This is a genomic window from Methanothermobacter sp. (assembly GCA_030055615.1).
Lineage (GTDB): Archaea > Methanobacteriota > Methanobacteria > Methanobacteriales > DSM-23052 > Methanothermobacter_A.
In genome coordinates this window covers 398,521-411,935 of the sequence record JASFYN010000002.1, presented here as the reverse complement: position 1 = coordinate 411,935, position 13,415 = coordinate 398,521, and the positions used below count along the sequence as shown (strand labels likewise).

Here is a 13,415-nt window from a genome sequence, read left to right as displayed (position 1 = left end):
CTTAAATTTGACCGAGTTTGCCATAAGCTTTTTTCATTAATGTTGGCATGTCAAGTACTTCTTCATCTGTTGGTATGACTTCTACGGGAACGTTTTTGAAGCTTGGTGTTGCTGTGGAGTCTGTGGTGGGTCTTACAACACGGTTGGCCCATGGTCCCATTGGAATGTATATCATGTCTTCTGGTAGTGCTTCTTTTGTTTCGGCAACTTTAACGACAACATCTCCGTATTCTGAGATGACTTTTACGTTGTCGCCTTCTTTTACTCCTAATTCTCTCATCATTTCGGGGTTCATGTAGACTATTGCAGCGGCATCCACGTATAATTTAAGGTCTTTTCCGGCTTCTATGGCTTGTCCTTGCCATATGGTCCTTCCAGTATTTAGTATTGCTCTCATTCTGATTCCTCCAGTCTTATTGCATCTACGGGACAACTTTCAACACATGTTCCACATTTTCCGCAAAGATCTGGATTTTTTATGTTGATGACTCCATCTTCTACTATCATTATAACTTCTACGTCTTCTGTGGGTCCTTTACCTCCCGCGATTTCAGGACTTCTTAGGGCATTGACTGGACATGCTACGACGCAGTTTCCACACCCGTGACAGAGGTCTGGGTATGCTTTCAATTCGATTGCCATTGGTTAAACCCCCATTATTTTGTTAAGGATTCGAATGCATTTTGCCATGCTTTTGATCTGGTTGGTGTGTAGTTGATGTTTGTCCTTTTAACTGTTATTGCATCTACAGGACAAGATTTTTCGCATGCTCCACAATAGATGCAGAATTTTTCGTCTTTGTGGAGTTTTTCGGGTTTTTCTCCGGGTTTTTCGGGTTTGGGGAATGAGAGGACATTACATGGGCATACCATGACGCATGTTTCGCATCCTTGACATTTTTCTTCGTCGAGTATTAGTTCGCCTTCGAATGGTTTTGTGACTTTAGCAGCGTCAACTGGGCAGATTTCTTGGCACCATCCACAATTGACACATAATTCAGGGTCTATGTAGGATGTTCCTGTTATTTCTGGTTCTTCTATTTCGTATTCTCCGTATGGGCAGATTCTGCATACTTGCATTATTGCGTCGACTGGGCATACTCTCTTGCAGATTCCGCAGTGTACGCATTTGTCTTCATCTACGTTGATGTCGCTTGCTATGACTGGGTTTATTGATGTTGGTTCTTCGTGGTCTATTTCTATGGCGTCTGCTGGGCACATTTCTTCACAGATTCCGCAGTATATGCAAGTGTCTTTGTCTATTTCGATTTCTCCTGTGACGAGGTCTTTTCTTTCTGGGAGGTCTCTTGTTATGGTTATTGCATCTTGTGGGCATGCTGTTTCACAGGCTTTGCAGTTTATGCATTCTTCTTCGTCGATTTCGGCGGATTTTAATAGTTGTGGATATCCTGGGATTTCTTTTATGGATGTGCCGTTTATTTGGAGGTCTAGTGCTTGGAATGGGCATATCGAACTGCACATGCCACATAGGACGCACTTTCCTTCGTCTATGGTTATTTTGCTGGTCTCTTGTTCTGTTCTGATCATGGCACCTGTGGGGTTGACTTCAATGGCTTCTACTGGGCAGATTTCTTCACATAAGCCGCAGACTGCGCAGAGACCGTTGTTGAAATATAATTTTCGCGTTTCTTCGCCGGCTCTTTCAACTGTAATATTCCCCCCTTCCTCTATTACTTCTGTAGTCTCCATCAATCTTCTACCTCCTCAATTTCTATAGAATTTGTCGGACACATTTCAACACATATGAGGCAACCACAACACCATTTAGAGTCGATTTCTGCTTTTAGTTCATCGAGTTTTATGGCTTTCATAAGGCAGCTGTCTATGCAAATGCCGCATCCGATGCACGAATTTTTCACTGAAGCTTTGAATTTTCTTTTTTGGCAAGCTTTGATTATTGTTCTTGTTTTATTCGTGTCCTGTAAGAGGGCGTAGGTTAGAAGTAGGAAGTCTCTTGGACATAATTCCGTTATCACTTTTGCGACTTCTATCGATCTTATTGAGAGGTTTCTGCCATTCAGGTAGTGTGAAACTGTGGATCTGTTGATGCCTAGTCTATTGGCTACCTCTTTTTGTGTGTGTCCTTGTTTTGTCAAGTTTACTGCTGCAAGGTACCGGAGTCCTGAAATTATATGCTTTGGCATCGGGTCACCATGTGTGCTAATCACACTTTTATGCTTATTTTATTTAAAATATTTCTACCAAGAAAAAATAGAAAATTATATATACTGGTGTGTGGTATGTACACATACTATTGTGGGATTAAATCAACACAAGAAACCTTCAAAGCAGGCATTCCGGAAAGAGGATCCCTTAAGGAACTTGTAAGACGATTCACAGGAGCAAAATGGAAACTCATAAAGGTAACACCTTCCATTAAAGCTTCATTGAACTTTACCCTTGCTTTAACAGCCCCTCGCCTCGATTTAACCAAGACAAAATCACCTTCACGAACTCCTATTTTTTCTCCATCAATAGGGTTCATCTCAAGAAACTTCCAGTCCCTAAGTTTTTCAAGGCCTCTTACTTTACTTGTCATGGTTCTTGTATGATACTGATATAAAATTCTACCTGTGATGAGTATGAAGGGATAATCTTTGTCAGGAGTCTCAAATAATTTGAATGAGGGTAAAATGAATTTTGCTCTACCATTTTCCCGCGTGAAACCATCCTTATAAAGAAAAGCAGTTCCTGGATCTTTTTCACTTCTACAAGGCCATTGGATTCCCCCACTTTCTAGTCTTTTATATGATATGCCTTTATATGACGGTACGAGTTTTCTTATCTCATTAAATATTTCTTTAGGATTTTCGAATTCGAAACCAGTGGCTCCCATTTTTTTGGCAATATTGCATATGATCCACCAGTCGGGTTTAGCGTCTCCTGGTGGTTTAATAGCAGATCTTATTAATTGCACCCTTCTTTCAGTGTTTGTGAATGTACCATCTTTTTCTGCGAATGAACAAGCTGGTAAAATAACATCCGCGAATTTTGAAGTTTCACTTGGGAATATGTCTTGTACGATTAAAAATTCAATATTTTTAAGGGCTTCTTCCACGCTCTTTATATCTGGTTCGCTTAAAATGGGATTTTCACCCATGATATACAATGCTTTTATTTTACCTTTGCATGCATTTTCAAAAATTTCAGGCAATATTATCCCTTTTTCGGGGGGAAGTTTGGAATTCCATTTTTTTTCAAATTTTTCCCTAAAATCATTGATCGATTGATAACCTGGGTACATATCTGGTAGTGCACCCATATCAGAGGCTCCTTGGACGTTATTCTGTCCCCTTAATGGGTTGATACCAGTATTGACCCTTCCAACATTACCGGTTAGCAACGCTAAGTTGCTAAGTGCAAAAACATTATCTGTCCCATTAACATGCTGGGTTATTCCCATGGCATAGATTATAGAAGCAGTGGGAGAAGATGCATAGAGTATAGCAGCCTCCCTAATAGCATCAGAGGATATGCCAGTTAATGACTCTATTTCACCCCATTCAAGACCATGAAGATATTTTTTGAATGATTCAAAATCTTCAGTTCTTTCTTTTATGAATTTATGGTCTATGAGATCCTCTTCTAATATGGCCTTGCACATTCCCAAAATTAGAGGAACATCAGTACCTGGTTTGTTCCTTAAATAAATATCAGCATGTCTTACAAGCTCTATCCTTGTTGGATTAATCACTATAAGCTTTGAACCATTTTTAACAGCTTCTATAACCTTATATGCGATTACAGGATGGGTTTCAGTTGTGTTGGTTCCAATTGCCAAAATGCAAGCGGAGTTTTTAAGTTCGTTGATTGAATTAGTCATGGCGCCGTTGCCAAGAGTTTCCCTTAAAGCTACCACAGAGGGGGCGTGACAGAGTCTTGCACAATGGTCAATATTATTGGATTTCATCACAGTTCTTGTAAATTTTTGTAACAGATAATTTTCTTCATTAGTACACTTTGCAGAGGCTATGGCTGCGAATTCATCTCCATTGTATTTTGAAAGTTTATTTGCTATGAATGAAATAGCCTCGTCCCATTCAACTTCTTTGAACTCGCCGTTTTCTTTTATGAGGGGCTTTCTTAATCGTTCAATGCTGTTAACGAAATTTAGGGCGAATCTACCCTTGACACAAAGTCTGCCATTGTTAACTGGATTTTTAGGATCCCCTCTTGCACTGACTATTCTATTACCTCTGATTCCAAGGTAGATTCCACAACCCACACCACAGTATGGGCATACCGTTTTAACTTCTCTTGATGGTTTCTCTGATTTCTTTACGAGGGCTCCGACTGGACAAGTTTCAACACATTCACCACAGGATACACAGATAGAATCTAGTAAAGGTTTATCCATGAATGTACTGATTTTGGTTTTGGCGCTTCTGAATGCGAAATCTATTGCATTTACGCCTATAATATCACAAGATTGGACGCATAAACCGCAGAGTATGCACTTACCATTATCCTTCAAGAAGAATGGGTTAGAGTCGTCAATTGAATCGTCAATTTTAAATTCCCTCAAATTTGCCAAATTCTCGTTATTAATACCAAGATAGGAAGACACGTTTTCTAATTTACATTCTCCCGATTTAGGACATTTAAGACAATTCCCAGCATGTTCATTTATCAACAGGGAGACTATAACCTTTCTAATCCTATTGAGTCTATCAGAGTCAGATATTACCATCATACCGTCTTCTACTGGGGTTTCACATGCGGTTACAAGCCTGCCGTCAGAGGTTTCAACTAGACACAACCTACAAGCACCAAAAGCATCCAAACCCGGCCTGAAACAAAGGTGGGGTATGTATATATTGTTTTCCAATGCGGCGTCCAATATACTTTTACCCTCGTCCACTCTAATATTCTGACCGTCTAAGATAATCTCTATTTTCTTCTTCATAAACATCGTCAAAATTTTTTATTTGATGAGGAAAATTTTATCTTTATCTAAAAATAAATCTTTGTCCTGGTGACCCTATGAAGATACTTGGCATAATAGGTACAAAAGACACTGGTAAAACAACACTTGTAACAAGGTTAATAAAAGGATTAACCAAAAAAGGGTACAAGGTCGGGACAATAAAACATACTCATGGAAGATTCGACTTTCCGGGTAAAGATACTGAAAGACACCGCAAAGCAGGGGCGACGTTGGTCATAGGAGCGGGAAAAGAAACATTTTTCCTTTCCCCCAAAGAAAAGAATATCAAATGGATAATATCAACAATACCCTTCCTAGAAGAAATAGATTTCCTAATCATTGAAGGATTCAAAAAAATGGAATTTGCCAACATATCCACATCCACGGAAAATGAATTCACCATAAAAAAGGTAGATCCATTCTCCCTCAAAGACGAAGAATTCAAAGAAATACTACAACTAACAGAAAAAAGAACCTATGGCCTCCTATTAGGCCTGAATTGTGGAAAATGCGGATTTGAATCTTGCGAGGAATTTGCACAGGCAAAAGTTAGAGGGGATGCAGATGATATTAATTGTAAAAGCCAATTCAAAAGGGCCATGTTACGCATAAATGGCAATCCAATACCACTCAACCCTTTCGTCCAAGAAATCATGTCAAAGACCATTACCGGGATGGTTAAATCCCTTCAAAGAGAAGAAACCGAAATCAACAAAATAGAGATCATAATAAAATGGTGAAAATGAAAATCTACGACGATTATAACAGGCCGGTAACATCATTAAGGATCTCGATAACTACAAAATGCAACTTAAACTGTTTCTATTGCCATAAAGATGGTATAATCCCCAGTTCTAGGGAAATGACAGCAGATGAAATAGAGAAAGTATGTAAAGTCGCATCCCAATTGGGTATAACCAAGATAAGATTATCAGGCGGCGAACCATTGCTCAGAGATGATATAATTACGATAATAGAAAAAATTGACACCATAGGATTCAAAGACATATCACTCACTACCAATGGCACACTACTCAAACAATATAGCTCCAAACTCAAAAAGGCCGGCCTTAATAGAGTCAACGTGAGCCTTGACACGCTCGATTCCAACACATACAAGTTCATAACAGGTAAAAACCACCTAGAGAAAGTTAAAGCTGGTATAAAAGCTGCTGTTAAAGCAGGCTTATACCCGATCAAGGTTAACATGGTGATAATGAAGGATATAAATTCACATGAAATCTGGGACATGTTCAAATTCTGCCATCAACAAGGGGCCATACTCCAACTCATCGAACTTTTAACCACAGAACAATGCCCAGACAACGGTTTTGAAAAATACCATTATAACCTCACTGAAATCGAAAAAAAACTTTCCAAAATAGCTCATCATGTGAAAACTAGGAAATTTATGCAAGATAGGAAAAAGTATTATATCGATGGTGGGGAAATCGAAATCGTAAGACCAATGGACAATACAAGATTCTGTGAAAACTGTACAAGGATGAGAATAACCCCAGATGGCAAATTAAAACCATGCCTCTTGAGAAACGACAACCTCATTGACATGAAAAAAGCACTTCAAGAAGATAACCTAGAAAAACTCCGCAGATTATTCATAAAAGCAATAAAAAACAGATACCCATATTATCACAAAATAAAAAAAGGGGAAAACTTAACCTGGTAGATGGTATGGATTACCATCCCAGAAACTACTGTCGATGAGACCATACCTGAAAAGCACGTAACCAGTTGCCCCACCATTCAACGCGGCCATTATATCAGATTCAAGCTCTGCCTTAGGGATTGGTGTTATGTCAGAATCTGATCTATAACTTTGCAAACCTGTCCACACTTCCTTCCCGCCGCAGTTATCCTTCACATACCTCGTCACTTCCTCTATCCAAGCTGTTGTCGCATTATAGTTACCCTTGTATGCCATTGGGATGAGCACGTCAAGATATTGTGCAAGTTGGCCATAATCTTGGCCATAGAAGTAGGCATTCCATTTTGTCTCTGGCATTAGAGCCGCTGATACTAGAATTGTTGGATTAACAGTTTTAACTGTCTCATATATTCTCTGAACTACTCCTGTTATTATATCTGTTGCATTTGGGAACTTATAGGCAGTTCCTGGATAACGTATATAGTCAAGGTGGATACCACTAACACCAGGAAAACCTAAAAACTCTTGAACTCTGTTTATCAATGTTTCGATGTGGGATTCATTTGTAGGATCAACCCAAGCACCGTTTTCTCGTAGACAGATTACCCATGCACTTACACGGATACCAGCATCTGAAGCGCCTTTAAGGAAGTTCAGAAGTGCTGTTCTGTACTCCATCTTAGTGAAAGCCTGCTGTTCCAAGAATATATCTGTTATACCCTTATTCTTGAGGGTGGTGAAATTAACCTTGTCCATGGTAGAAGCGTGAACCCATACCGCACCATGTGCTATCGGACCTTCATTATTTTTTATATTAACTACCGTCACGTAATTTGGCAGTCTTCCATTGGTATTGTAGAAGTTTATTATCCTGCTGTAGGCGTAGATTAGGCTTTGGTAGTTCACTTTACCAATTGTCGTTGTCATGTAATCAGGTGATCTTTTGTTGGTTTCCATGTATTTTTTGATGTTTTGGGCCACTTGTAAATATTCCGTCTTTGTGAGCGTCCCAATCGCTGTGGTCTTCAATGGATCCGTTGGCGATTTATAATTATTAATAGGTACGCTTGTTTTCTGGTTGGTGTTTAGGTTTATTGTTGTGGTTACTGCAGCATATAAGTAATCATCTAATGTTATGATCCTATTGTTTACCGCAATCTGGGAGGGTATTCCACCATTTTGACTTATATAACCTGTTATTGCATTGGACATTGAAGATATTTCATTGTATGATAACTGGGGTGTACTTGGTATAGTGCTGATTTTCACACTTTTTATTGTCACAGAATTTGGCAGTCTTTCATTGGTATTGTAGAAGTTTATTATCCTGCTGTAGGCGTAGATTAGGCTTTGGTAGTTCACTTTACCAATGCTTGTGCTGACATAATTTGGTGATCTTTTGTTGGTTTCCATGTATTTTTTGATGTTTTGGGCTGTTTGTAGGTATGCTGTTTTTGTGAGTGTTCCTGTTGCGCTGTAGGTGGGTGGGTTTGTTGGTGGTTGGTAGTTGTTGGTTGTTATTGTTTTTTTCTGGTTGGTGTTTAGGTTTATTGTTGTGGTGGCTGCTGCATAGAGGTAGTTGTCTAGTGTGATATTTTTATTGTTTACTGTGATCTGGGATGGTATTTTGCCTGTTTTTGATGCTTGGTCAGCTATTACCTTGGAAGCATTTGAAACTTCATTGTATGTTAATTGGCCCGCCGAGGCGCTGTTGGTCAGCACTAGTAGAAATGCCAAAAAAACACCCAAATATAATGCTCTTTTCATGGTAACACCATAATGAGCCTATAAAACAAAACAACTATATAAAGGTTACTGTTCTCTGGGGGTTTTTCAGCTGAAAAAAGGTTGGAATGATCTCTTCATAAACTATTTAAAAGAAAAGATGGCCAAAATAAAAAAATAAGACAAGCAAAAAGCGTTTACAAAGAGCTTCGATAAACCTTCCTATGATTTTTAGCCCCATAAATAACAAATATCTTATAACTTCACATCCATATATTATCCTAATTGTTGCTATTTTTGTCGTGTGGGCGGCCCCCAAGCAAAAACGAATATAGGAACCCTACCTAAGAAAGGGGGGTGATACTTTCTTGCGAATCATAAATGTCGGGAAACTGCTTTTCGGGCTTCATCTGCTATGAAAACTATAGGTATGAATGATATTAAGTATACCCATTCATTTAATCCAAGGGGTGAAGTTCCAAAAATTGACTGAAGTTGGGGCACATAAACTATGGAGAATAGTATGAGAAGCTCGAATAATATTCCCCAGATTATCCAACGATTCTTGAATAATCCTATTTGAAAAACTGATGATTTCGTAGTTTGGCATGTTAAGAGGTTACCTATCTGGGCCATCACTATACCAGCGAACACCATTGTAGTAGCCTTAAGGTATAGTGGATCCGTAAAGGCTAAAGGTTTTCCCAGTGTCCAGCCGCCGTTATAGAGCACCCAAAAATAGCCTGACATTACAAGGATGGCCTCTATAGTCCCAATGAACAAGTACCCGTGGAATATAACTGGTAAGTTCAGTAGTCGTTCGTGGGGTGGTCTTGGAGGTTTATCCATAACATCAGCTTCTGGGGGGCTTCTTCCGAGTGCTAGTGCGGGTAAAGTGTCTGTTCCAAGGTCTATTGCAAGTATTTGCATTACGGTGATTGGGAGTGGTATTCCAAGCAGAACCATTAAGATGAATGGTACTATTTCAGCGGTTTCATGTGAAAAAATGTATGTTATAAACTTTCTGATGTTTTCGTAGATGGTCCGTCCCTCTTTAACCGCTTTTACTATAGTTGCGAAGTTATCATCTATTAGGACCATGTCCGCGGCTTCTTTGGCCACGTCAGTGCCGCTTCCCATTGCAACACCTATATCGGCTTTTTTGAGGGCTGGTGCGTCGTTGACTCCGTCTCCTGTCATTGCTACTACTTCTCCTTCACCTTCTAGGACCCTTGCTATGCGCATTTTATGTGTTGGGACTGTTCTTGCGAATATTATATTATTTTCCCTTTTTAGAAGATTTCTAAGTTCGTTATCTGATAGTTTGTCCAGTTCTTTCCCTTTTATTATCTGGTAGTTTTCATCTGGGATTATCCCTATCTCTTTTGCTATTGCTGCTGCTGTTAAGCCATAATCGCCTGTTATCATAATTATCCTGATACCTGCTCTTTGACATTCTCTGACAGCTTTTTTAACGTTTTCGCGTGGGGGGTCTTGGAGTGCTGTCATTCCTACTAATATAAGATCTTTTTCGATGTTCTCTGGTCTATAATCTTCTAGTTGGTTTGGAAGGTCTCTGTAGGCCATAGCAAGCATTCTGAAGCCCTGGGATGCGAGTTCGTCATGGATTTCTAGTATTTCTTTTCTTCTTTCGTTTGTTAGTGGTTCTGGTTTCCCATTGACTGATATCCATTTTGATAAGGATATTATCTTTTTTGGGGCGCCTTTCACGTATGCGACTTTTTTATGGGGTTTTTGGTGTATTGATGTCATCATTTTCCTCTTGGAGTCAAATGGGATTTCTGTTATTCTTGGGATCTTCTTCATTTCTTGGTCGCGGTCAAAGTCTATCTTCTTGGCGGCTACTAGTAATGCAGCTTCTGTAGGGTCTCCTATGATGTGCCATTCACCATTATCTTCTGGTGGTATTAGTTTGGCGTCATTACAGAATGATGCTGCCCTCATAAGCAGTTTTATTTCGCGTATATCCTTGTGAGTGAGGGATTTACCATCCCATATAAATTTTCCTTTTGGTTCATAGCCTGTTCCTGTTACATCGATTATCTTGTAGGGTACCCATACTTTGCGTACTGTCATTTCATTACGGGTTAATGTGCCTGTTTTATCTGTGCATATGATTGTTGTGGAGCCGAGGGTTTCTACACTGGATAATCTTTTTATGAGAGCGTTATCTTTTACCATTTTGCGAGCAGAAGTTGCCAGGGACAATGTAACAGTTGGAAGCAGTCCTTCGGGCACGTTAGCCACCATTAGGCCAATTGCAAAAATAAATGCTAAGCTAGGTGGTAATCTTATAATGTAGAGGTTGACTAGGAATAGTATTATGCCCATTAGGATTGCGATAATTGCTATTATCCTTGCAACATTTGCTATTTGTTTTTGCAAGGGACTTGGTTCTTCTTTAACTTCTTGTGTTAATTCGGCTATCTTGCTGAATTCTGTATTTTCACCGGTGCGGTATACTATTGCTTTGCCCGAACCTGAAGTTATGCTTGTACCGGCAAATATTAGGTTGGGTGTTTCAACATAATTGTCATATTCTTCTACTGGATGGGATACTTTCCTTACTGGCTTGGATTCTCCGGTTAGTGTTGAATTGTCAACTTTTAGTTCGTGTGCTTCGATGAGCCTGGCATCTGCTGGTACATTATCCCCTTCTTCTAGGATTAAAAGGTCTCCTGGGACAATATTCTCTGCTAATATTTCGATTTCTTCACCGGCCCTTATAACCTTCGCTTTTAATGGTAAAATCTTTTTAAGGGCTTCGGCCGCTTTTTCGGCTTCATATTCTTGCCAGAAGCTGAAAATGGCATTGATGATAATAACGGCGATTATGGCAACTCCTAACTGTGGGGTGCCTGATATAAAAGCAAGGAAACTAGCAGCCCATAAAATCAAGGCTAGAATATTGTACAAGTTCTCTATGAAATTGAATATAATGGGTTTCTTTTTAACTCGTTTTAATTTGTTGGGCCCGTACCTTTTTAAGCGTTTTTCGGCTTCTGAATGGCTTAGACCATTTTTTGTTGTTTTTAATTTTCTTGGAACTTCTTCTTCAGGTAATTGATATATTTTCATATTTTACACTTAAAATGTATCTTTTATCCTGAGAGGTTTATTTGCATATTATGGTGATTATATCTCTATTTTGGAGTTTGTAGTCTGATGCTATTCTCATTTTTTTCCTGGCATCTATTGCATGCATGAAGGAATCTCCTATTTCGGTATGTATTAAATATGCGAGGTCGCGAGGTTTCGAGCCTCTGGGGATGAGAAATGCGTCTGGTAATATGTTACCTTCCTTGTCTGATAATTTGTGTTCATCCTCTACTGGGTAGACTACTATCATGTCAAGTAGATCGAATACTGCTTTATTAAGGGCTTCTTGTATTCCCGTGCTCCCATAAACTTTTAGGACATTTTCTCTTATGTATTCAAGTGCACTTAGTTGCTTTTTGGTGAGTTTACTCTCATCTAATACCCTAAAATCGCTATCACCCGGCTTATAGTCTATTAAACCGGCCTTGGCAGCTCTTTTCAGTGCCAATTCAGCCTCTGCAGATGTTGGAACAACATTAGGATACCTTTCTTTTAATCTTTCTATGTTCTCCCTTGCTGATGCCATGTCGGCCTTATTTGCAACTATAAGACTGGGTTTCGCGATTTTGAGAAGTTCATCCACGAATACAAGCTTATCCTCATTATCCCATGAGTAGTAGTCTTTTCCAACTTTCCTTGAAGCTTCGATAACATCCTCAACACTCACACCCACGCCTGAAAATTGTTCATAGATAACCTTTGCCATATCAATCTTCTCAGAGATTGCTTTTCTAAGTAATCGATCCCAGTTCCTATCTATTATGCCATAAAGCCACATAAGGATCTCTTTTTTGAGAAATTCAACGTCCTTGATGGGATCATAGCTTCCGGGGTCCACTGGTCTCCCTTCTTCATCAGTGGAACCAGAAGCATCCACCACATGGAGAAAAACTCTAGCCTGTCTTAAATCATCTAAGAACTTATTCCCAAGTCCCCTGCCCTCATGGGCTCCTGGCACTAGACCAGCAACATCTATAAGTTCAACAGGTATGAAACGAACACCATCCTCGCAAATGGAATTTTTAGGATTACATTTTATATTAAATTCCTTACATGGACACTGTGAAGTTACATATGCCACTCCCCTATTCGAATCGATAGTAGTGAAAGGATATGATGCAACCTCTGCTTTTGAAAGAGTGGCCGCATTAAAAAACGAAGATTTACCCACATTAGGTTTCCCTGTAATTCCAATCTCTATCATCATATCACACACTAAAGAAATTCATCATACTATTTTTTTTTACTTCACCTAAATAATATAAGAGGTGTTTGAATATAAAATTACTACTTGAAAAAATTAGAGTTGGAGGATTTCTTCGGTGGTATTATATCTTGTGGGAGCCGGGCCAGGATCTCCAGATTTTGTCACGCCAGCGGCGCGAAAAGCGGTTAAAAAATCCGACTTAGTTGTTGGAAGTGAAAGAGTCCTAAAATTATTCGATGAAAAGAAGGAGAAGATAACACTTAATGGCGAAAATGTAAGAGAAAAGTTAGAAGAGGCTGTTAAAAGAGCTTATAGAGGGGAGACAGTTTCAATCATTTCAACAGGGGATCCCGGCTTCTCAGGTGTTTTGAATCCAGTTAATGAAATCATCAAAAAACTTAATATAGAAGTAGATGTCCAGGTTATCCCTGGTATTAGTTCAATTCAATTGTGCGCAGCCCGACTCTTGCTACCCTGGAACCATGCAAACATCTTAACATTACACGGGCGAAAAGAAGCTGAAATATCCAAGTTAATTGACAATGGGAAACCCACTATCCTACTACCCTCTAAAAATCCTAGTGAAACAGCATCATTCCTAATAGAAAGTGGCGTAGATCCCGAAAGAAAGGTGGCAATATGTGAAAGGCTAAGCTACCCAGATGAACGAATCATAAAAATGAAATTAGAAGATGTTAAAAATTCAAAATTTAGTTACATGTGCGTCATGGTAATCTATTAAACAATAAC

Annotated in this window: 11 protein-coding genes; 3 read left to right on the top strand and 8 right to left on the bottom strand. The window is 39.2% G+C overall.

Going from position 1 to position 13,415, the window contains the following annotated elements; all coding sequences use genetic code 11:
- Position 1: 1 nt before the first annotated feature.
- The 5 genes from QFX38_05420 to fdhF form a co-directional block, all read right to left on the bottom strand.
- The gene (locus tag QFX38_05420) at positions 2–397 is read right to left on the bottom strand and encodes a molybdopterin dinucleotide binding domain-containing protein (GenBank protein ID MDI9624305.1); all 396 of its coding nucleotides are present in this window, start codon (positions 395–397) and stop codon (positions 2–4) included.
- Entirely contained in the window at positions 394–642 is a 249-nt protein-coding gene (locus QFX38_05415) for a 4Fe-4S binding protein (GenBank protein ID MDI9624304.1), read from the bottom strand. The genes QFX38_05420 and QFX38_05415 overlap by 4 nt, the downstream gene beginning before the upstream one ends.
- A 14-nt stretch (positions 643–656) precedes the next feature.
- Positions 657–1,709: a 4Fe-4S binding protein gene (locus QFX38_05410; GenBank protein MDI9624303.1), complete on the bottom strand. Its 1,053-nt coding sequence runs from the start codon at positions 1,707–1,709 to the stop codon at positions 657–659.
- The gene (locus QFX38_05405; GenBank protein MDI9624302.1) at positions 1,709–2,164 is read right to left on the bottom strand and encodes a 4Fe-4S binding protein; all 456 of its coding nucleotides are present in this window, start codon (positions 2,162–2,164) and stop codon (positions 1,709–1,711) included. The genes QFX38_05410 and QFX38_05405 overlap by 1 nt, the downstream gene beginning before the upstream one ends.
- 107 nt (positions 2,165–2,271) lie before the next feature.
- The gene (gene fdhF / locus QFX38_05400) at positions 2,272–4,926 is read right to left on the bottom strand and encodes a formate dehydrogenase subunit alpha (GenBank protein MDI9624301.1); all 2,655 of its coding nucleotides are present in this window, start codon (positions 4,924–4,926) and stop codon (positions 2,272–2,274) included.
- A gap of 77 nt (positions 4,927–5,003) precedes the next feature.
- On the opposite strand from fdhF, the gene mobB reads away from it, so the two are divergent.
- On the top strand, positions 5,004–5,687 hold the full coding sequence (gene mobB / locus QFX38_05395) for a molybdopterin-guanine dinucleotide biosynthesis protein B (protein ID MDI9624300.1): 684 nt from the start codon (positions 5,004–5,006) through the stop codon (positions 5,685–5,687).
- Positions 5,688–5,689: 2 nt separating this feature from the next.
- Positions 5,690–6,634, top strand: coding sequence for a GTP 3',8-cyclase MoaA (gene moaA / locus QFX38_05390; GenBank protein MDI9624299.1), 945 nt, complete (start codon positions 5,690–5,692; stop codon positions 6,632–6,634).
- Here moaA and QFX38_05385 read toward each other — a convergent pair.
- The 3 genes from QFX38_05385 to QFX38_05375 form a co-directional block, all read right to left on the bottom strand.
- Entirely contained in the window at positions 6,623–8,350 is a 1,728-nt protein-coding gene (locus tag QFX38_05385; GenBank protein MDI9624298.1) for a pseudomurein-binding repeat-containing protein, read from the bottom strand. The genes moaA and QFX38_05385 overlap by 12 nt on opposite strands.
- Before the next feature lie 363 nt (positions 8,351–8,713).
- Positions 8,714–11,437: a cation-transporting P-type ATPase gene (locus QFX38_05380; protein ID MDI9624297.1), complete on the bottom strand. Its 2,724-nt coding sequence runs from the start codon at positions 11,435–11,437 to the stop codon at positions 8,714–8,716.
- Between the two features lie 37 nt (positions 11,438–11,474).
- A complete protein-coding gene (locus tag QFX38_05375) occupies positions 11,475–12,662 on the bottom strand; it encodes a redox-regulated ATPase YchF (GenBank protein ID MDI9624296.1) in 1,188 nt (395 codons plus the stop codon).
- A 118-nt stretch (positions 12,663–12,780) separates the two neighbouring features.
- Here QFX38_05375 and QFX38_05370 point away from each other — a divergent pair, with 118 nt between their 5' ends.
- Positions 12,781–13,407 carry a cobalt-precorrin-7 (C(5))-methyltransferase gene (locus QFX38_05370; GenBank protein MDI9624295.1) on the top strand — a complete coding sequence of 209 codons (627 nt, stop codon included), beginning with the start codon at positions 12,781–12,783 and terminating at the stop codon, positions 13,405–13,407.
- The last annotated feature ends 8 nt before the right edge of the window (positions 13,408–13,415 follow it).